Below are 21,833 nucleotides of genomic sequence, written 5' to 3' on the forward strand. Positions count from 1 at the left end.
AAAACTGAGTAAGTACATCACAAATATCCATTTTGACAAGATGGGTAAGCTTCTGGTGCTCCTATCACTCGTTTACCTATATTTTAATATTAATGAGTATCTGGGCCCCGCTTTTAAAATGGTAGGGGTTGAAGGGGAACATATCACAGAACTTTTTGTTGGTAATTATGCCCCCATGTATTGGTTTGTTCAATTAGGTGGACTTGTTTTACCTATTATTTTCTTAATGTTCAACAGGTTTCGTAAACCACTGCCAATATTAATTATATCAGTGTTTGTAGTTCTAGGAGCTTGGTTTAAACGCTTTTTAATTGTAATCCCTTCACTTCAACATCCATATTTACCTATTCAGGGAGTTGATGAGTCCTACTTACACTATAATCCAACCTGGGAAGAATGGGCAATTACCATATCATCTTTTGCCTGGTTATTACTAATTATTACAGTGCTTATTAAATTGTTTCCGGTAATCCCTGTTAAAAAATATAAACATGGTTCTGAAACCGTCTTTGAACAAAATATTTTCTAAAATGAAATCTAATAAAAATCTATATGGCTGTTTTCTGAAAATCATTCTCATAACGCATTTGTTTTTCATAGGTAACTCTAATATTTATGCACAGGATTCATTAGCTGTTGCTGAAGTCTCTCTTTCCTTCTCGGATGCAAATGATGTCAAAACTATCATAGCTACAGCTGTAGATGCCTCGGGTTTACCTATTGAAGAACTCGATTTATATTTTTTTGTGACAAGAACGTTTAGTTTATTGCCTATTGGAGATGTTTTTAATACTACGGACGAAAATGGAGTTGTCGAAATAGAATTTCCATATGATTTACCGGGCGATACTGAAGGTAATGTTGAAATCGTGGTCAAAATTATTGAATCTGATTTATATAATGATCTTACCCTTAATGTGTTAAAAAAATGGGGTGTTCCAACAACTCCATTAGATCAATCTGAGGAAAAAAGATCTTTGTGGGCAGCTGCAGCAAATGCTCCGATTACCCTTGTTTTGGCCACTAGTGGTATGATTCTTGTAATATGGTTCATAATAGGTTATATTATTTTTAAGCTCTTTAAAATCAGTAGAATAAAACCAGTAAAATCTTAAGTTGATATTCATTTAAACCCTTTAACCATGAAAAAACAGTTTATACTTTTAAGTACAGTAGTTATAGGAAGTTTCGTTCTGTTGTCAATGACTATTATAAAATCTAACCTGCAAGACTCGTGGGAAGTACCTGCTAAATATCAAAAAATGGTAAATCCTTATGCCGACGCTGCAGATGACGAAAGAATAGGACGCATCTTATATGCTAAACATTGTAAATCATGTCATGGCTCCAAAGGAAAGGGCGATGGAACGAAAGCAAAATCGATTGATACACCCATTGGTGATTTTACAGAGGCTTCATTTAAACAGCAAACAGACGGCAGCATGTACTATAAGTCATTCATAGGACGAGATGACATGCCTAGTTTTATAAAGAAGATTCCGGATGATGAGGAACAATGGATGTTAGTCAATTATATAAAAAACTTAAAGTAAAAGTTGAGCTTATACTACATCTCTTAGCTGAAAAACGGATTAACTAAACTCTTTATCTTATTTATGGAATAGTCATATATTCATTTACTTTTGATTAAATAAACGGTCTAATCACCAAACAAATTCACTAATCTGATATTGAAATACTTACAATGACAACCTATAAAAACTTTCTAATACCCGTATTTATTATTCTAATACTCTCTGGCTGTAGACAAGGCCCAAAAACTGCTGAACCCTACACCATCACCAGGGCTATTGATAAAAATGCTAAAAGCAGTGAGGTGAATTACGAAATGCGTGAGGTAGTCATTAAGGAATTGCAACCTACTCCCAAATATATCTACGCCAGGGTACAGGAAGGCGAACAATTTTATTGGATCGCAACTCAAAAACAAGATCTGGAAATCGGAAAACCCTATTTATACAATGAATCACTTCTGAAAACTCAATTTGAGAGCAAAGAATTTGATCGAATTTTCGACACACTTTTCCTGGTGACTACTCTTGTCCCAAAGGATCATGGTATTATAGAAGGTACCTTCCATGGCAGCCAAAAAAGTAATGAAAAGATCGCTGTGATAAAAGAAGTGATCGCCAAGCAAGACAGTGCTGCCATCTTTATGGGTGCCGTTCGAATTGCGGATCTCGTTAATAATCCAGGGAAATACGAGGGCAATGAAGTAGTCATAAGCGGGGAATGCGTTAAAGTGAATGCAAATATTCTGGATAGAAATTGGTTACATTTAAAAGATGGAAGCAAGGACGATTTTGATCTTATTGTTACTTCCGATGAACAGGTACAAAAAGGAAATAAGATAACTATCCGCGGTATTGTGCGACTGAATGCAGATTTTGGCAGCGGCTATTCCTACCCTATTCTGATAGAAAACGGTCGACTAGTAGATTAAGGTCTCCTTCTAAGGAATTTATTTTAAGTAGATTCACTTATCGATAAAGGGTAAAATGCCCAACATACTGTTGCTTTTCTTTGTCATTGGCATTCACTACATACCAGTAATCACCGGTGGGTAGTTCACTTCCCTCATAGGTTCCATCCCAGGAAGTTACCTGGTCTAGCACAGCTACAACACGACCATATCTATCGTAGATCTTCACATCTATGTTAGGGAAGAAATCTCTGTTTCTAGGATACCAGACATCATTGTTGTTATCCCCGTCTGGCGTGAAGAAATTAGGAATATCGAGCATCCCGGTAAAATCGAACGGGATGGCCATTACAGCTACACACCCCTGCTGATCTACTACCCGCACAGTTACAGTAGCGTCTGCATTCACCTCATAGATATTTACACTGCCATAGGAAACATCCTGGAAGAAATATTCATACCCACCAAAACCACCCGTAGCAGTTGCTGTGAGCTCATTAGGCCCGGATTTGATCAGATCGAGTGTTAGCGGATCATAACTATCAATCGTAAAATCGACAAAAGTGCTACATCCATTAGAATGGTAAATATATACGGTATGGTCACCCGGTGGAAGATCGCCCCATGTACGTTCTATATCTGCCAGAGCGGTAATAGCATCAGTTGGATCTGCAGGATCCAGAGCGAACATCAATTCCGGATATTGGGTAATATCCTGTACAGATACGGTAGCAGTGCTATTAGGGAAGATTCCAGTGCAGCCATAACTAACAAGGGCTTCAGGTATTAATTCTATGCCAATTCCTACCGGGACAATTACATTGGTCTCACATCCCCTCGCATCTCTGATAAATACCACATAGGTATCTCCTCCACGGAGGTTATTAAATGTCATGGTTGGGTTAGGCGCAAAATCGGCCGGATCGGAAGAATTGAGGGAAAATTCATAAGGTGCTGTACCTCCATTTACAGTTACAGTGACCGAACCATCTTCATCACCCAAACAAGTTTCAGGAATAGAATTACCTATACCGGCAACCAATTCAGTGGGCTCCATGATGGTGACCGTTTGTGTAATAGTACACCCCAGTTCGTCCTGAATGATGATCTCATAACTTCTTGGTTCCAGATCGGTGAAGGTCTTTCTATTTGGAAATAAAGGATCGTCTCCTTCGAAAAATTCACTCAACTGATCGGAAATGGAATAACGTATGATCCCTGTTCCTCCACTGGCCTCAATAATGATCTGTCCATCAATATCACCGTAACAACTAACAGGAACTGCTTCCAAATAGTCCAAGACTAATGGCGGCGGATCTACTATGGTGATGGGGGTGGAAATCGCCGTACAGCCTCCACTTTCGGCATACACCCAGTACGTACCAGGACCAAGATCTCTGAAAATTCCTGATGCTTGCGCAGATCTTTCAGTATTTAAGGCATTTGGGAAAGGCGGCACATCCGAATTCAACAAGGTATAGACATAGTTTCCTATTCCCCCAAAGGCTTCAGAACGAATGATCCCGGTGGCTTCCCCTGCACAATTAATAGTGGCATTGGTAAGATCTAATGAGATTACAAGCGGTGCAGCCGGATCCAAAGAGATCTGGTTGGAGATCTCAAACGGACAGCCATTAGAATTTTGCACATCATACTGGAACGGTCCCGGATCGAGCGTAATGTCTTCCGAAATCTGAACAACAGTTGCTAAAGGATCTAAGGTATTAAACGGGATAAAAGGATCCGCAGTGCCAGATCTTCTGTAGAAATAACTTATTCCCGGTTCCGGATTAGTGACTGTTAATTCCATAATACCTATATCACCACATCCGGGTGGTTGTAATTCTACTAATTCAGTGATCACAACTTCAGGATCTAAGATGGTGATAGGGATGGTTGTATAACTACATGCCCATCCATCAAAAACGGTTATGGTATAATCCCCAGCCGATAGATTTGCAAAGGAAGGAGTGGTTTGTAATCCACTGCTTGTTCCTTCTGAAATTCTATTTAATTGATACAGATAATTTCCTGCCCCCTGACCTCCACTTAAATTGAATGCCTCTATGACACCATTATTATCATTGTTACATTGTAAGGGCGTCGTGATCTGAATATCCGCATAAATAGGCGTAGGTAATAATAAAGTAATGGTATTGGTAGCTATACATCCTTCAATATCCCGGATATTGATGGTATATGTGCCCTCCGAAAGATTAGTAATACTCATATTGGTACTTGGGTAGTCTTGAATAACGGTAAATCCGTCTGGAGCAATAACCTGATATTCATAGGTTCCCCATCCACCATCGCCGGTTAGAAAGATCTCTCCAATTCCAGGAATAGCACAAGTTACTTCAGCGGTTTGCTGAGCTACCACAGTTAAGGCCCTATCGGGTTGCCTAACTGTTGTGACATTACTTACCGCATCACAGAAAGGCGTATCTAAAGCCTCTACATGTACCACAAGATTTCCAGCGGGTAAGCCAGTAATTACACCAGGATTTTGGCCAACTATATTGGTGTCGAATGTTCCGGTTACACCGGTAGTAGTTTCCACACCGGTATTATCTCTTGAAAACACCTCGTAATTATAAATTCCTGTATACCCATTTATCTGTATGCTAATTTCTCCATCGGAGCCGTTGAAACAGGTTACAGGCTTTACCTCAGCAATAACTGCATCAATGGTGTTGTACTCCGGCACATTAACTACAGCTGTTAGGTATGAACATCCTGCGTTGCCAATATCTGTAACACTAAAGATATAATCTCCGGGTGTACTGATACTCCATACAACCCTGTCCGTTCCTCCAGAATTCTGGATCGGGGCAGATCCTAATGGAAGTATTTCTACATCATAATTACCCGGTCCTTGATCCATAATGATCTCTATTGATCCCGGATTTACACCAACACCGGTAGCATCACAGCTAAGCGGATTTACCAAATAAGTAAAGGTCAGATCCGTGGGAGCGTTGATCGTAATAGTATCTGTGATTTCACATCCGTTCTGATCCCTGGCCGTGAGAATAATAGTTTGATTTGTACCATTATCGATCACCTCAAAAGTATTACTGGTCTGGAAATTGGTACCGTCAAAAGCAGGAGTACCGTCATTCATACTGTAGGTATACGGTGCGGTACCGGTATCAATGCCACTACCATCACCATTGGTATCGGTATAAATGGTAATTGTGGCAGTGTTAAATCGGTTACTGCTGGGATCACAGGTAAAATCTGTATTCACTGCGTTGATCTGTAAAGGCGAAGGTTCTGTGATGATCACATCGCCAGATCTGTCTGTACATCCCCTATCCGAGATCACTTCTACCTGATAGGTTCCGGGTGCTAAATTATCAAAAAGAGCTACCCCCTGAGGACCCTGAACAATGGTAGCCGTACCTCCATCGTATAAGATAAAAGAGAAGGGTGAGTCTGTATCAGTTCCGGGTTGTAATTCTACTGCTATATATCCATCATTGGCTCCGTTACAGGTAATATCTCCTTTAGGTGTAGCAGAGATCACCGGATTTATAACCACCGTTACGTCTACCGTAACAGTATCGTTACATAAAGGAATGGTATTAGAATCCAGATCTGTCACCAGGATGGTATAATTACCTGGAAGAAGATTAATAAAGACTGGGTCATTTAGCTGAACTATAGGTGGATTTATTCCATCATCCAATTCATATTCAAAATTACCACTACCTCCGCTTGTATTTACCGTGATGACACCGTCCCCGGCATTACATGTTGGTTCGGTAGTAGCACTTGCAGATATCGCAAAAAAGTCGAATACCCTCGCTATAACAGTATTTGTACATCCATTCCCATCTCTAACGGTTATGGTGTAATCTCCGGGATTAGGCACTGTAAAATTGGGACTACTCTGGAAACCTCCACCTATATCGTACTGAAAGGTGTCTTCTGGGGCCGGACCTGTTGTTAAAGGACTGGTTACGTCTATGGTATAATTTGCCACAGCAGTACACTGATTACTAACATCTACTGTAGGTACAGGAACTCCGGGATCTGTGGTAACCGTAACCGTTGTAAAGCTTGTACATCCAAAACTATCCTGCACATAAAAATCATAATCGGCAGGATATGGTCCGGCAATTTCATAGGTGGTCTGTGCTGTAAACACTCCCGGTGCTGGGTTCCCGTTGGGCACATAGGCAAAACCGTAAGCTGGTGTTCCTCCATTTCCGCGTACTGTGACCAGTGCTCCAACATTACAGTTAGCAGGTTGGTTATCATCTATGACAATGGCGGGGACATTGGGAACAATATCTACCAGTGTACTTGCATTACAACTTGTGTTATCATCCTGAACGATGATCTGATAGTTCCCTGCCGGCAATCCGGTGAATGAGCCATTGTAGGGAATAGGTTCGTTCGTAAGTGATGTTGGTCCACTTATAATTGCTCCGGTATTGGTATCCTGCAATTGTATTGTTATGTCTGCCGGAGAGCCTATCCCGGTAACCTCGAAATCGATAGTTCCATTCGAATTAGGGGCACATGCGGCCGATGTGGCAGTTGCGATCACCGAAAGTGGTGAAGGACCTACTATTGGATCAATTTGTTCTATATAGATACATCCCAATGCATCCTGAACCTGGACAAAATAAGTAACGCCGAAAGTCACTTGCCCTGCAAAATCATGGATATCAATCCCGTTGACATTGGCCGGAACCAGCGGATTACCCACTAAACCAAACAAGTACGGTGCTGTACCGCCACTAGCCTGAAATCTGTACGTAATCCAGGGGTCCGTACAGTTAAGTGGTGGCACATCAAGCGGTGTAAGGATAATCTGATTTTGTATTATGGTAACGGTATCCCTGTCTTCACAACCCGATGCATCCTGGGTAATGACAGTATAGGTTCCCGGAACTAAATTTGGAAAATTAACAGCAGTTAGTGCCGTTGGCCCAACGGTCGTAATTGTTGTTCCATTTATGTCTTGTACTATATAGGTATAAAGGGAAGTACCGTTCACAACATTTGTTACATCAATAGATCCTTCTACCGTAGGGGCAGCACAAACGGCATCATTTGCTACAACCGTAGCATCGATCGCTGCACTGGCATTGATGGTTGCTGAAAGTAACGGTGTGGTACATCCACGGCTATCCCGGATCATAAAAGTATTGTATACTCCGGGGGCAAAGCCAGAAAACACATTCTGAGGTCCAAAAGTTGCTCCACTATCGTCACTGTATTCATAGGGAGGCACCCCAAAAGTCGTATCCGCGGTTAATGTGATAATCCCGTTATCTTCCCCACAAGTTGTATCGGTTGGAGTAGCCGTTCCAACTATAGATTCCGGTGGCGAAATAGTAACCACATTAGTTTCTGTAGTACATCCTCTGCTATCTGTCACTAAGAACTGAAAGGTTGTATCGGCAATTAGAGAACCATCATTAGGAATACTATAGACAAAGGAGTTACCTGTAATATTAGTTGCACTAGAAGTATAAGGTGCCCCATCTATACTCACTTCGTAAATATCGTAGTCACCTCCTGAAGGGTACCCATCGCTGATAACAACCTGTATTTCAGCTGGTGGACCACCACAATTTAGTTCAGTAATGGTTGTCGCAATGGCCGAAATTTCGGGCTCAATAGTAACAGAAACGGTATCTCTACAATCATTGGCATCTGCCACTTCTATTGAATAGGCACCTGGAGTAAGTCCATTAAAGGAACTCCCTCCTACCCAAGGTCCGCCATTAATTCTATATTGATAAGGTGGTAATCCCCCTGCAGCATTTACAGCAATGGTAGCCTGGTCTACATTGTCATAGCAATAATCACTAGACGCAGTATCAATGGTCAAAACCGGGGCTGCTAATACGGTAAGGGTAAAGCTGTCTGTAATGGTACAACCGTTTGCATCTGTAACACTTACCTGGTACAGGCCATCTAGAGTTAAATTGGAAAAAGTATTACCATTCTTTGGCCCTCTTATTGAAAGGTCTGGTTGAGTTAGCGTATAGCGATTTCCGCCCCATCCACCGACGGTATTGATGGTAACACTACCAATATTTCCATTCTGGCAACTCATTGGAGTGACATTCAGACTACCGATCGCGAAAGCAACTGCAGGTTCCTGAATAACAAGTGTAGCTGTATCAGAACAATTCGTATCCTCATCAGTAACGTTAATTACATAACTGCCGGCACTTAAACCGGTCAGGGATATAATGCCGTTAGATTCACCCGTATTTAAAGGTCCGGCATCAATGCTGTAACTATAGGTAGTTGCAAAACCATCGACCAGGAATCGTCCTTCACCATCGCTATCTCCAACGCAGGTGACCACTTTGGTTGCCTGAGCTTGCACTGAAATTGAACTGATATCCGTTATTGCAAATACTTCATCGTATGAACAACCTTCATTATCGGTTACTCTAAATGTATATGTACCTAATCCCAAACCTGTAAAAACAGGATTATTCCCGTTATTGATGGCGCTAGCTGCCGGGGCAATAATTTCATAAGTAAAAGGTGCTGTACCATTTGTAACAGCTACGGTAACCGAGGCTGTACTGGTAAGACAATCGATACTGGAAATGGTAAAATCCATATCCGTAGGCTTATTCAAAGCATTGAAAATTATGGGCGCCAAGCTTTGTACACAACCATTTGCATCTCTGATCTGCGGGGTATAAGTTCCCACACCAAGGTTAGTAAATACTGTTGTTCCGCTAAATCCGGCTCCAAGGCTATAGTCATATGGCCCTGTACCTCCGGATACTCCGGAAATAGTAATTTGTCCGCCATTCTCATTCAAACAACTGGGCACAGAATCGGCCGTAGCAGTAGCGGTGATATTTGAAGGTGTTCCAACAGTTTCAATTGTTGCCGGAGTTGTACAGATAAAACTACCTTGTTGGTAGCGGATCATTACGTCATAGCTGCCAGGAGCTAGGCCGGTAAATACATTACTACTCTGGTAGCTTACTCCATTATTATTACTGTACTCTAAATTATACCCAAATCCATTGGTAATATTAACCGTTATACTCCCATCATTGATCCCTCCGCAATTTGCATCGAGGGTAGTGACTGTAAATACCGGCGGTGGAAGATCCTGTACATCCACACTTGCCGTTTTTGTACAGCCATTGGCATCTTCAATTAAAATATTATAGGTGCCGGCAGCACTTACAGTAAAAACGGTTGAAGGTGCATACGGTGCGCTAAAACTAACACCACCGTCCAGACTATATCTGTAGGGTGAAGTACCTCCTGAAGTATCAAGGGTTACGTCTACTGTGGCGGCCCCGCAACCAAAGCTATCATTTGCGGTAGCAGAAACGGCGATCGGACTTATACCATTACCTATTACGATAGGGTTTGAATTTACATCCAGGGTAATAAGCTCATTACACTTATTTGTTTCCACTCGCACACTATAGGTGCCAGGACTTACATTGGCAAAGGTATAATTGTTTGCAGCATCGGGTCCAAAAGTATCTACAGTTACTGCATTCTTGATAAGTCTATATGTAAAAAAGCCGGGAACCCCCGTAACTTGTACATCAATACTACCTAGTTGACCGCTACATAATATATCATTAGCCGTGACATCTACATTGATATTAAGGTCTGCAACTGTAACCGTATTAGAAGGAAATAAACAAGAACTTGCAGATACATTCTTAAGTCGAACCCACACCATATAGTTTCCTGGTGCTGTAATATCAAAATATGGAGTGTCCTGGTAAGGACCTGCAGGACTGTTAAGACTATATTCATAACCAGCAGGTACATTAGTGATCTCTACTCTTCCCGGGTTACCACAGATAATATCTTCCTTAATAAGTTGCGGATTCAGTGGATTGAGAGTAGATTTAAAATAATAGTACTGTCCACCGTCTACGCGTACTCTGAACTCCCCACTGCTAGACAAATCATAGGTTGCTCCGGTACCTACAGTGTCATAACATGTATTTGTTGTATTTGCGCAATCCTCAATAACGGAGGCAGCACAACGGTTGGGATCTAATTTTTGCCATTCGTAGGAAGAACCGGATTGACTTAAACCTATGGTCCTAACATCACTTGTACCACAAAGAAAGAATTTAGCCAATGTGCTACCGTCGTTGGGACAGGTAACCTCCTCGTTGGCTCCAAGTATTATAGTAACAAACATGGGAGATGCCTCCGAGATCATTATTTCGGAACTGAACGGGGTATTAGTCACTAAAAGATCAGCCTCTGTAATAGCATCATTGGATACTATCTCCGACTTAGCTGTATTATCGAGCTTTGAAATAAACCTGTATATGTTCGGGTTTGCGACGGCTGAAGTACCTACGATACAAAAAGCCAACCAAAGCACGGCATACACAAAATGCCTAGATTTTTTAGGGAGCATAGGTTAATCCATATTATGGCAAGAATATGTTGATTTGGGGTCAGTATATTCAGAGCGTAGTTATTGAACTTATAGTTTTCTATTTATCTTTGGTCTTTAAAGACCTTCTATTATTAAATAATTTAACGTTTGAATATGAAAAAAAGTATCCTAATTAGCTGTTTTTTCGTTGTAATGACCTTCACCTCCTGTGCCCAAAAATCTGATAATTCGATAAAAACACCCGAGCAAACAATCATTTCGGCCGAATTAATCGTAAATGACCTGCAAATCCCATGGGGTATGGTTTTCTTGCCAGATGGCAGTATGTTGATCACTGAGAAATCGGGGGAATTGATCCATTATAAGGATGGTGAAAAGACCAATATTTCTAATGTCCCGGCGGTATATTACAGAGGTCAGGGAGGCTTAATGGATATTGAACTACACCCCAATTACGAAGAAAACGGGTGGATCTATTTGTCCTACTCTTCGGAAGAAGGAACTGATAAAGGTGGGCATACGGCTATTTCCAGGGCCAAATTGGAAGGCAATTCACTTACCAACATTGAAGTTCTTTACAAGGCAGGCCCCAATACTACAAGAGGTCAGCATTTTGGATCCCGATTGGAATTTGATGATAATGGCTATTTATATTTTACTATTGGAGAAAGAGGCGAAAGGGATGTAAATCCGCAAGATATTACTCGTGATGGTGGTAAGGTCTATAGGATCAATGATGATGGGTCCATTCCACAGGATAACCCGTTTGTCAATGAAACTGGTGCAAAAGGTGCTATTTATACATACGGCAACCGAAATCCACAAGGGATGCTTAAGCATCCTGGGACGGGTGCTATCTGGATCCATGAACACGGTCCCAGAGGCGGTGATGAGATCAACATTGTAAAAAAGGGCGCCAATTATGGCTGGCCGGTGATCACTTACGGCATCAATTATAGCGGGACACCTATCACGGATAAAACTGAAATGGAAGGAATGGAACAACCCATTTATTACTGGGTGCCCTCTATTGCACCAAGTGGCATGACCTTTATTACCTCAGATGTGTATCCTGATTGGAAGGGTGATCTTTTGGTAGGGTCTCTCTCATTTCAATATCTGGAACGAATGCAACTAGAAGGCGAGAAAGTTACCTATCGTGAAAAATTACTCGAAGATATCGGAAGGGTTAGAAATGTAAGACAAGGTCCGGACGGTTATATCTATGTGGCAGTAGAAGGAAAAGGTATTTACAAATTGGTTCCTAAATCGTAAAAAATCAGTTCTTTTTTTATGTTCATAAAAATTGTATTGGTTGTCTTTTCAATAGGTTTAACCGGGATTTTTCTTGGGCTTCAGCAGGATAGTTCATTTCAGGAAAGTAAGGCAAGAGGAGCTGTTATTTATCAGGACTTCTGTGTAACTTGTCATCTTCCTGCCGGGGAAGGCGTGCCCTATGTGTATCCTCCATTAGCCAGGTCAGATTATTTACTTAATAACAAAACCGCCAGTATTCGAGGAATAAAATTTGGACAACGAGGTCCAATGGTAGTGAATGGAATTTCCTATGACAACACTATGATGCCTTTGGGTCTGGAAGATGAAGAAATTGCCGATGTGATGAATTACATTCTTACCTCTTGGGGGAACACTACTGAAAAAATGGTGACGCCGGAAGAAGTTGCTGAGGTAGGCCCCAGATAAAATTACTTTTTATAGTTGTCCATGGCCTTTTTTACCGACCCGAATTTTTTTAGGACTTGTGCAGCCTCTTTGTAATTTAATTGCAGGCCTTCCATTAAATACCTGGTACCCCTGTCTACTAATTTGTTATTACTCAACTGCATATTCACCATTTTATTCCCTTTAATCCTACCTATGCGGATCATAAGGGCAGTCGAGATCATGTTGAGTACTAGTTTTTGAGAAGTACCACTTTTCATTCGGGTACTGCCGGTAACAAATTCGGGACCCACGTTGATCTCTAATGGAATCTCCACGGCCTGTGCCAATGGAGAACCCGGGTTATTGGTGATACCAGCCGTTAAAAGTCCTTGTTTCCTGGCTTCAGTTACTCCTCCCAGTACATAGGGGGTAGTTCCGGAGGCAGCTATACCAACCACCGTATCTAATGCATTTATATCAAACTCCTGAAGGTCTTTCCAGGCTTGTTGGGTATCATCTTCCGCAAATTCTACTGCTTTTCTGATAGCAGAATCGCCACCTGCAATGAGGCCAATTACGCGATCATGCGGAAGCCCAAAGGTTGGTGGAATTTCGGAGGCATCAAGAATGCCCAGCCTTCCGCTGGTTCCTGCGCCTATGTAGAACAGTCTACCCCCTTGTAAAAATCGCTCGGTGAGGGCGTTTACCAGGGTCTCAATAGGAGGTATAACAGCGGCTACTGCTCTTGCCACTTTCTGATCTTCCATATTTATATTAGACAGAAGATCTGCTGTGGACATCAGTTCGAGACTCTCATGTTCCGAGGAATTTTCGGTGATTTTCTTAAAGTTGGTCATAATTACAATAAACGGATGTCCTGGTTTCTAAATAGATTTAAAAGGGTATTCTCTGGTTGAAGTTCTGTGATCATCGTATTTATGGCATTGATATCGCAGGTCTTAAAACGATGTTGGGAATTCAGTTTTTCAGATATACACAAAAGTATTGTTTTTTTAGAAGCCTGGATAACAGCTTTCTTAAGCTGAACCACATCCCAGTCGAACTCTGTAAGCCCATGCAATGAATCCACATATCCTGTCCCAATAAAGCAATAGTCGAATTTAACTTCAGATAAGCGTTGAATTGTATAGGATCCGTTAGAGATCATTGCATCCTTAGAGATTCGCCCTCCAATAAAAATAAGGTCCACATTGGGCATCCCGGCAAGTTGCAGAGCCACCGGCAGACTATAAGTAAAGCAAGTCAGATTTAGTTTTGGTGGAATTGTTCTGGCCATCTCAAGACAGGTTGTTCCGCCATCAATAAAAATAACTGCACCATTTTTAAGTAGCGTCACTGCTTTTGTGGCAATCACCATTTTTTCATTAAGGGCATACACATTGGTGCTGCGCGAGGCAGTATGGGTATATCCCAGTGATATGGCACCCCCATGTACTTTCCTCAATTTACTTTCTGAATCTAGCTCCTTCACATCCCTGCGAACTGTATCTACAGAAACTTCAAGATGTTCTGCAATGTCTGTTAACAACACCCTATTGTGTAATTCAACTTCATTTAATATTAGCTGTTGTCTTTCTTCTTTTAACATGTAGGAAACGCTTTCTAGGCAAAGATACTCAATTCAATATTATGCCGTTTTGTTCTTGTTTCATACAAATTTAAACTATTTATTGCATTTTATTGCATTTTTTATTGCAAAATACTGCAGATGTAGATTTTATTTTCTATTTTTGCCTCGTATAAAACAATATGTAATCTAATTATGATATCACCTGCTCTTTTACCTGAAGGTATTTCCTTTCCAACAGACGAGGAATCACAAAAGTTTGAAAAGATCAAAACACACATTCACACTAATTCTGAGGAAGCTTCTTATTACGTTGCCAACGAAATTGCCGAACTTATAAGACAGCGGCAAAAGAGTGGAAAAAAGGTAGTCTTAGGACTTGCTACTGGTTCTACACCTACCAAGGTTTATGACATCCTGGTCAAATTTCACAAGGAAGAAGGTTTGAGCTTTAAGAATGTGGTCACTTTTAATCTGGATGAGTACTTCCCCATGAAAGCAGATTCAATTCACAGTTATGTTCGTTTTATGCGCGAACATCTTTTTGATCACATAGATATAAAGAAAGAAAATGTAAACATTCCTGACGGTAGCCTTGAAAAGGAAGATGTACGCGACTACTGTGCCGCCTTCGAAGAAAAAATTAAAAAGGCAGGAGGAATAGATATACAGGTGCTGGGTATCGGCAGAACAGGGCATATCGGATTCAACGAACCAGGATCCTCCATCATCAGTAAAACCAGGATGGTAAGACTAGACAGGGTTACAAGACTAGATGCTGCAAGCGACTTCTTTGGTTTGGAAAATGTTCCTTCCCGTGCTATCACCATGGGAGTTGGTACCATTCTCTCTGCAAAACGAATTATTCTGATGGCCTGGGGTGAAGGCAAAGCCGATATTATTAATCAGGCTGTGGAAGGCCCAATTCGGGAATCCGTGCCTGCTACCTTCCTTCAAAATCATCCAAATTGTGACTTTATCCTCGATGAGGCAGCAGCCTCTGATTTAACAAGGGTAAATACCCCCTGGCTGGTAAGCGAATGTCAGTGGGATGATACCTTGACAAAAAAAGCCGCTATCTGGCTTTCGGGGAAACTCAATAAAGCGATCTTAAAATTGACCAACGAGGATTACAATGAATACGGAATGGGGAGCCTGGTTGCCGAAATAGGATCTGCAGAACATATAAACCTTATTGTTTTTAACGAGTTGCAGCGTACTATTACCGGTTGGCCGGGTGGTAAGCCCAATGCAGATGACAGTAATAGGCCGGAGCGCAAAGATCCGTACCCAAAAACATCGCTTGTGTTTAGTCCGCACCCAGATGATGATGTAATCTCCATGGGTGGTACGCTACTAAGACTGGTAGATCAGGGGCATGATGTTCATATAGCCTACCAGACCTCAGGAAATATCGCGGTCTTCGATGATGAAGTGATCCGCTTCCTTGATTTTGCCAAGGATATCCAAAATGACAATGAGGCACTACAAAAACAATTTAAAGAAGTTAGAGCATTTTTAGATCAGAAACATCCGGGACAGGTAGATAGTCCTCAAATACAACAATTCAAAGGGTTGATACGCAAGGGTGAAGCGCTGTCTGCCTGCCGTTATTGCGGGGTAAAAGAAGAGAATGCTCACTTTCAAAACCTGCCTTTTTACGAAACCGGAACGGTGAAGAAAAAACCCTATTCCGAGGCAGACATAGAACAAACGTACCAACTCCTGCAAAAGATAAAGCCTCATCAAATATTTGCTGCGGGGGATCTTTCCGACCCGCATGGTACGCACAGGGTGTGTCTGAATATCATTTACAGAGCACTGGATAGACTAGTCAAAGAAAAAGCTGCCTGGATAAAGGATTGTTATGTTTGGCTTTATAGAGGTGCCTGGCAAGAATGGGATATTGCCGATATGGAAATGGCAGTACCTGTTGGTCCAAAAGATATGCAACGAAAGAAAAATGCCATATTTAAACATCAGTCTCAAAAGGACAGTGCCATGTTTCCCGGTAATGATAACAGAGAATTCTGGCAACGTGCAGAACAACGAAATAAGAAAACAGCCAACAAATACAATGCCCTGGGACTAGCTGAGTATGAGGCCATGGAAGGATTTGTCAGGTATCATTTTATGTGATAAATAATATCTCCAGCTAAAAAGGAAATTGAATGTATGGTCTTTTTTTAAAATGAAGGGCGCTAAGCCCGGTGAAAGTTTTAAATTTAGCCTTGATACTAATACATGATACAAAAAGATAAATGGGCCTGGGCCTGGGTTCCTATTCTTTATTTTACGCAGGGACTACCTTATGTTATGGTAGTCACCGTTTCAGTAATCATGTACAAAAAGCTGGGGATTAGTAATGCAGATATTGGCTTGTACACTAGTTGGCTCTATCTGCCCTGGGTAATAAAACCGCTGTGGAGTCCATTCCTTGATCTGAAAAGCACAAAACGAAATTGGTTCTTGCTGATGCAGTTAATCGTTTCCTTGTCCTTCCTGGCCATCGGTTTTGCGCTTCCTACAAACATATTTTTTATAACTACCCTGGCCTGTTTCTGGATGGCGGCCTTTGCCTCTGCCACAAACGATATTGCCTCAGATGGCTATTATATGATTGGCCTAACTCAGGAAAAACAGTCGTTTTTTGTAGGAGTACGCAGTACCTTCTATAAATTAGCGAATGTTACCGGACAGGGTTTGCTGGTGATCCTGGCGGGTTTTTTAGAAAATTATTACGGGGACAATACAAAGGCCTGGTCCGTCACCATGATCTGTGCGGCAATCATAATGTTCGCCCTAACGGTCGCCAATTATTTTACTACCCCTAAATTTGAATCTTCTAGTGCAATCACCCTCGAAAAACCAAATAGCTTTTTAGAAGTATTCTCTACCTTTTTTAAGAAACCCGGAATAGGAATGGCTCTGGCCTTTATTTTGTTCTTCAGGTTAGGGGAATCCCAATTAGTGAAAATGGCCTCTCCTTTTTTACTCGATCCTAAGGAGGCAGGTGGACTTGGATATAGCACGGCAGAAGTAGGAACAATTTACGGCACCATAGGAGTAATTATGCTTACTATTGGAGGAATATTAGGTGGAGTATTAATTTCGAGACACGGTTTAAAGAAATGGTTCTTTCTTATGGTACTCTCACTCAATATTCCAAATGCATTCTATGCCTTCCTGGCTATTACCAATACCAATAGTATTGCTGCTGTTGTAACCACAGTAATATTGGAACAATTTGGCTATGGCTTTGCAATTGCAGGATTTATGGTATATCTCATCTATATTGCCGAAGGTGTATCTAAAACTTCTCACTATGCTCTCGCAACCGGATTTATGGCACTGGGAATGATGCTTCCCGGTCTTATCAGTGGGTATATGCAAGAATGGTTGGGCTATGATGGTTTCTTCATTTGGGTTGTTTTAGCGGCGCTACCTTCGTTCATTCTCTTAAAATATATCAAATATCCTCCCGATTATGGAAAAAAAGGAGCAGACAACAGTACCTACTAACATAATGCCTTTTAAAGAGGCAACATGCATACTTACTGATCGGGAGAAAATTGGTCAATTTTTTATGCCTGCAGCCTTTATTAACGATTCCGAGGCTTCCATAAAATCTTTGGAATCTCTGATTCGCAAAGAATCTATTGGAGGTATTTGCTTCTTTCACAGCAGGGCCAGTGCAGCTACCAATTACGAAGGGAAAAAGAAAATAACCTACAATAAGAATAGCTTTCAGGTCCTAAAAGATTTGATTGTCCGATATAGCGCAGCGGCCAAATACCCGCTCCTAATCAGTATTGATGCAGAATGGGGTCTTGCTATGCGAGTTGAAGAAACTCCTCAATACCCTTATGCCATTACCTTGGGAGCCGCACATGACCCGCAATTGGTCTATGAGGTGGGAAAAAAAGTAGGTAGCGATTGCAAAGCTGCCGGCATTCACTGGAATTTTGCTCCGGTAGCAGATGTCAATAATAATCCGAATAATCCTGTTATAGGATACAGATCTTTTGGAAGTAACAAAAAAGACGTTAGCACTAACGCAATTGCCTTTTCCAAAGGATTACAGGATGCAGGGATCCTCGGTTGTTCGAAACATTTCCCGGGGCATGGTGATACAGCCACAGATTCGCATTTGGGCCTACCTGTGATCGATAAATATAGAGAAGACCTTTTTGAGCAAGAACTCTATCCATTTATGGAACTGATAAAAAATAATGTAGACGCTGTGATGGTAGGGCACCTATCTGTACCCGCCTTTACCAAAGGAAAACAGGTCTCAGCTTCTGTTTCGGACGAGATCATCAAAGGATTGCTTAGAGGGGAGTTGGGATATGATGGAGTGGTAGTTTCAGACGCTTTGAACATGCACAGTGTTTCCAAGACCTTCCCAAAAAAGGGTGGCCTGGAATGGGCTGCCTTTAACGCCGGGAATGATATCCTTTGTTTTGCAGAAAACGTCAAAGAAGGGATCGACGCTATCTTAAAAAAAGCGACTAATTCTCAAATTGAAGAGAGCTTTAATAGGGTCTGGGCATTAAAAATAAAAGCGATAAGCCAGGCTTCAACCAATCTTCCCGCAGTGAGCGATCCTGATCCTTTGAACGCACTCATAGCTGGAAAATGTCTTACATTTTACAAAGGCTCTCAGGAAATACTTTCAGAATTTTTAGGATCTGGTTTTTACGGAATCCAATTTGGCAAAAGCAAACTAACCGCCTTTTTCGATATTGTTAATGAACGTACCGGAAGCCAAAGTTTGTTGGGACGCGATCGATCTTTTAAGAACATAAAATCGGCCCTAGGCGCAAACTCCAAACTACTGATCGCGGTATATCCACCCAGCATCAAACCGCAGCTTAGTTTTGGCATGGACCCTCTTCAACTTGAGATTCTTATTGAACTTATTCGCAAATATGACGTAGTTTTATATTTGTTTGGAAATCCGTATTTCCTTAGGTTGTTACCCCTGAAAAAGGTCTCTGCAATAATAATCGCATACCAGGATCTAAAGGGTTTCGAAGAAAATGCAGCAGCACATTTTTTGGGCAATACGAAGGCCGTTGGTTCATTGCCTGTGTCATTATAAGAGAACAGTATGAAGATATATAAAGGTATTGGAATGATGTCTGGTACTTCGCTGGATGGACTCGATCTTGTGTATTGCCATATATGGAAACCTTTGACCAGGTGGGAGTTCAAGATTGAAAAGACGAAAAGTATCCCTTACAGCAAAAAACGAGTGACTCGCTTACAGGAGGCTATTAGATTGCCTGCAGATCAGTTACTTTGTTTGCACAATGAATACGGTACATGGCTGGGAGAACAAGTTGGGCAATTTATTGAGAAAGAAAAGTTAGAAGTTAATTTTGTTTCGAGTCATGGGCATACGGTGCACCATCAACCTGCGAAAGGCCTTACATTTCAAATAGGATCGGGTCAGCATCTGGCCAACGCCTGTGGCATCAAGACCATCTGCGATTATAGAACAAACGATGTAGCCCTGGGTGGGCAAGGAGCTCCGCTTGTTCCAATAGGCGATCATATGCTCTTTGGAACCTATGATTTTTGCCTTAATCTTGGAGGAATTAGCAATATATCTTTTGTTCTGGATGATAAGAGAATAGCTTATGATATTGGGATAGCCAATATGTTACTCAATTATATTGCGGCAGGTGAAGGATTAAAATATGATAAAGGAGGAACCTTGGCACGCAAGGGAACATTGCTTCCGCAGTTGTTTGAGAAGTTAAATTCTCTTGCTTATTACGCGCTGCCCTACCCAAAGTCTACGGGATATGAATGGTTCTCAAAAGAAATTGTCCCATTGATTAAAGAGCAAGACGCTTCCATTGAATCCTTATTGCACACATCGGTTCACCACATATGCGAACAGATCGCCCGGCAGTTAAAATTGCTTACGATTAAAAATGAAAAAACCTTATTGATCACAGGGGGAGGTGCTTTTAATACCTACCTGACCGAAGTTTTGCAAGACAAGCTAGGAAAAAAGATCAAACTTGAGATTCCTTCAAACCAGCTAATTGAATTCAAAGAAGCGCTGATTTTTTGTCTTATGGGTGTCTTGCGTTTGGAACAAGAGATCAACGTATTGCATTCGGTAACAGGCGCCAGCAAAGACTCATCTTCCGGAGTGGTATACCTGCCATGTTAAGCCGGCCCAACGATAAAATTTAAATTATAAGGGAATATTTCCATGCTTTCTTATCGGTAATGTTACCTCCTTTTTTTCGAGCATGCGAAAGGTTTTAATAAGTTTTCGCCGTGTATCTTTTGGTTCAATGACCTCATCGATAAATCCTCTTTTTGCCGCCCTAAAAGGATTCGCAAATTTTTCTGCATACGCTGCCTCCTTTTCAGCTAGTTTTTGTACCGGATCTTTAGCTTCCATTATTTCTTTGCGGAAAATGATCTCACTGGCGCCCTTTGCACCCATTACAGCGATCTCTGCAGTGGGCCAGGCGTAGTTGAAATCGGCTCCAATATGCTTAGAATTCATAACGTCATAAGCCCCTCCATAGGCTTTCCGTGTAATTACGGTTATCCTTGGAACTGTTGCTTCGCTTAAGGCATAGAGCAACTTGGCCCCATTTACGATGATCCCATTCCATTCCTGGTCCGTCCCGGGCAAAAACCCTGGCACATCAACTAAAACTAGAAGGGGTATATTGAAACTATCACAAAACCTAGTAAATCTTGCCGCTTTCCTTGAACTGTTTACATCCAAAACTCCTGCAAGGAACATCGGTTGGTTAGCTATAATACCAATACTTCTGCCAGCAAGCCTTGCAAAACCTACAATTATGTTCTCAGCAAAGTCTTTATGGATCTCGTAAAAACTATCATCATCAATGAGGCCCTGGATTACCTCGTGCATATCGTAGGGTTTGTTCGGGTTTTCAGGAACCAAACCATCTAAAACTTCCCGTACTTCTTCCCCTAGTTCATAAGGAAGGTCTTTAGCCTTTTCGCGATTGCTTTGCGGCATATAGCTCAGTAATTTCTTAACATCTTCGAGACATACAATATCATTTATTGATGTTTTATGAGCCACACCAGATTTAATAGCATGTGTACTTGCCCCACCTAATTCCTCTGAAGTCACTTCTTCATTGGTCACTGTTTTTACAACGTTGGGACCTGTCACAAACATATAGCTCGTATCTTCTACCATAAGGGTAAAATCTGTGATGGCAGGTGAATATACTGCTCCTCCCGCACAAGGTCCCATGATGGCTGAGATCTGCGGAATAACCCCAGATGCCTTTACATTTCGATAAAATATATCGGCATACCCGCCAAGCGATCGAACACCTTCCTGTATACGCGCTCCTCCAGAATCATTAAGTCCGATTACCGGTGCCCCAACATTCATCGCCAGATCCATGATCTTGCAGATCTTTTCCGCATGTGTTTCAGAAAGTGCTCCTCCAAATACCGTGAAATCCTGCGCATAGATATAGATCAATCTTCCATCTATGGTTCCGTAACCGGTTACAACTCCATCGCCGTAATAAATTTCTTTGTCCATCCCAAAATCGGTGGTGCGATGGGTAACCAATATACCCATTTCCTCAAACGATCCTTCATCCAAAAGGTATTCTACACGTTCTCTGGCGGTCAGCTTTTTTTTCTTATGCTGTTTGTCGATACGTTTCTGACCCCCACCCTGTAAGGCCTGGGCAATACGGTCATCTAATTTTTTTTTCGTTGTATTCATT

At 41.5% G+C, this 21,833-nt stretch carries 13 protein-coding genes and 1 pseudogene; 10 read left to right on the forward strand and 4 right to left on the reverse strand.

Going from position 1 to position 21,833, the window contains the following annotated elements:
• From Q0X72_RS06070 to Q0X72_RS06085, 4 genes and pseudogenes are all read left to right on the forward strand, one after another.
• Positions 1-529: pseudogene (locus Q0X72_RS06070) on the forward strand (polysulfide reductase); the annotation flags it as partial.
• Between the two features lies 1 nt (position 530).
• Complete coding sequence (locus Q0X72_RS06075) at positions 531-1,115, forward strand: hypothetical protein (RefSeq protein WP_297762900.1); 585 nt, start codon at positions 531-533, stop codon at positions 1,113-1,115.
• 27 nt (positions 1,116-1,142) lie between these two features.
• Positions 1,143-1,553 carry a cytochrome c gene (locus Q0X72_RS06080; protein WP_297762902.1) on the forward strand — a complete coding sequence of 137 codons (411 nt, stop codon included), beginning with the start codon at positions 1,143-1,145 and terminating at the stop codon, positions 1,551-1,553.
• A gap of 152 nt (positions 1,554-1,705) precedes the next feature.
• Positions 1,706-2,464: a hypothetical protein gene (locus tag Q0X72_RS06085; protein ID WP_297762904.1), complete on the forward strand. Its 759-nt coding sequence runs from the start codon at positions 1,706-1,708 to the stop codon at positions 2,462-2,464.
• 37 nt (positions 2,465-2,501) lie between these two features.
• Here Q0X72_RS06085 and Q0X72_RS06090 read toward each other — a convergent pair whose 3' ends face one another.
• Positions 2,502-10,841, reverse strand: a complete 8,340-nt coding sequence (locus Q0X72_RS06090) for a T9SS type B sorting domain-containing protein (protein WP_297762906.1) — start codon at positions 10,839-10,841, stop codon at positions 2,502-2,504.
• Positions 10,842-10,976: 135 nt separating this feature from the next.
• On the opposite strand from Q0X72_RS06090, the gene Q0X72_RS06095 reads away from it, so the two are divergent.
• Both Q0X72_RS06095 and Q0X72_RS06100 read left to right on the forward strand, forming a co-directional pair.
• Positions 10,977-12,098 (forward strand): PQQ-dependent sugar dehydrogenase, encoded by a 1,122-nt coding sequence (locus tag Q0X72_RS06095; protein WP_297762909.1) that lies wholly within the window; start codon positions 10,977-10,979, stop codon positions 12,096-12,098.
• Positions 12,099-12,116: 18 nt separating this feature from the next.
• Positions 12,117-12,527, forward strand: a complete 411-nt coding sequence (locus Q0X72_RS06100) for a cytochrome c (protein ID WP_297762910.1) — start codon at positions 12,117-12,119, stop codon at positions 12,525-12,527.
• Positions 12,528-12,529: 2 nt separating this feature from the next.
• Here Q0X72_RS06100 and Q0X72_RS06105 read toward each other — a convergent pair whose 3' ends face one another.
• Positions 12,530-13,345: an N-acetylmuramic acid 6-phosphate etherase gene (locus tag Q0X72_RS06105; protein WP_297762911.1), complete on the reverse strand. Its 816-nt coding sequence runs from the start codon at positions 13,343-13,345 to the stop codon at positions 12,530-12,532.
• Positions 13,346-13,347: 2 nt separating this feature from the next.
• Complete coding sequence (locus Q0X72_RS06110; protein WP_297762914.1) at positions 13,348-14,097, reverse strand: DeoR/GlpR family DNA-binding transcription regulator; 750 nt, start codon at positions 14,095-14,097, stop codon at positions 13,348-13,350.
• Between the two features lie 174 nt (positions 14,098-14,271).
• Between Q0X72_RS06110 and nagB the strand changes: the two genes are divergently transcribed.
• From nagB to Q0X72_RS06130, 4 genes are all read left to right on the forward strand, one after another.
• A complete protein-coding gene (nagB, locus tag Q0X72_RS06115; protein WP_297762916.1) occupies positions 14,272-16,215 on the forward strand; it encodes a glucosamine-6-phosphate deaminase in 1,944 nt (647 codons plus the stop codon).
• Positions 16,216-16,320: 105 nt separating this feature from the next.
• Positions 16,321-17,598: an MFS transporter gene (locus Q0X72_RS06120; RefSeq protein ID WP_297762919.1), complete on the forward strand. Its 1,278-nt coding sequence runs from the start codon at positions 16,321-16,323 to the stop codon at positions 17,596-17,598.
• Positions 17,564-19,180, forward strand: coding sequence for a glycoside hydrolase family 3 N-terminal domain-containing protein (locus tag Q0X72_RS06125; RefSeq protein ID WP_297762922.1), 1,617 nt, complete (start codon positions 17,564-17,566; stop codon positions 19,178-19,180). The genes Q0X72_RS06120 and Q0X72_RS06125 overlap by 35 nt, the downstream gene beginning before the upstream one ends.
• Before the next feature lie 9 nt (positions 19,181-19,189).
• Positions 19,190-20,266: an anhydro-N-acetylmuramic acid kinase gene (locus tag Q0X72_RS06130; RefSeq protein ID WP_297762924.1), complete on the forward strand. Its 1,077-nt coding sequence runs from the start codon at positions 19,190-19,192 to the stop codon at positions 20,264-20,266.
• A gap of 24 nt (positions 20,267-20,290) precedes the next feature.
• On the opposite strand, the gene Q0X72_RS06135 is transcribed toward Q0X72_RS06130, so the two are convergent.
• Positions 20,291-21,832, reverse strand: a complete 1,542-nt coding sequence (locus Q0X72_RS06135) for an acyl-CoA carboxylase subunit beta (protein WP_297762926.1) — start codon at positions 21,830-21,832, stop codon at positions 20,291-20,293.
• Between the last annotated feature and the right edge of the window lies 1 nt (position 21,833).

This window comes from uncultured Muriicola sp. (assembly GCF_947258935.1).
Classification (GTDB): domain Bacteria; phylum Bacteroidota; class Bacteroidia; order Flavobacteriales; family Flavobacteriaceae; genus Muriicola.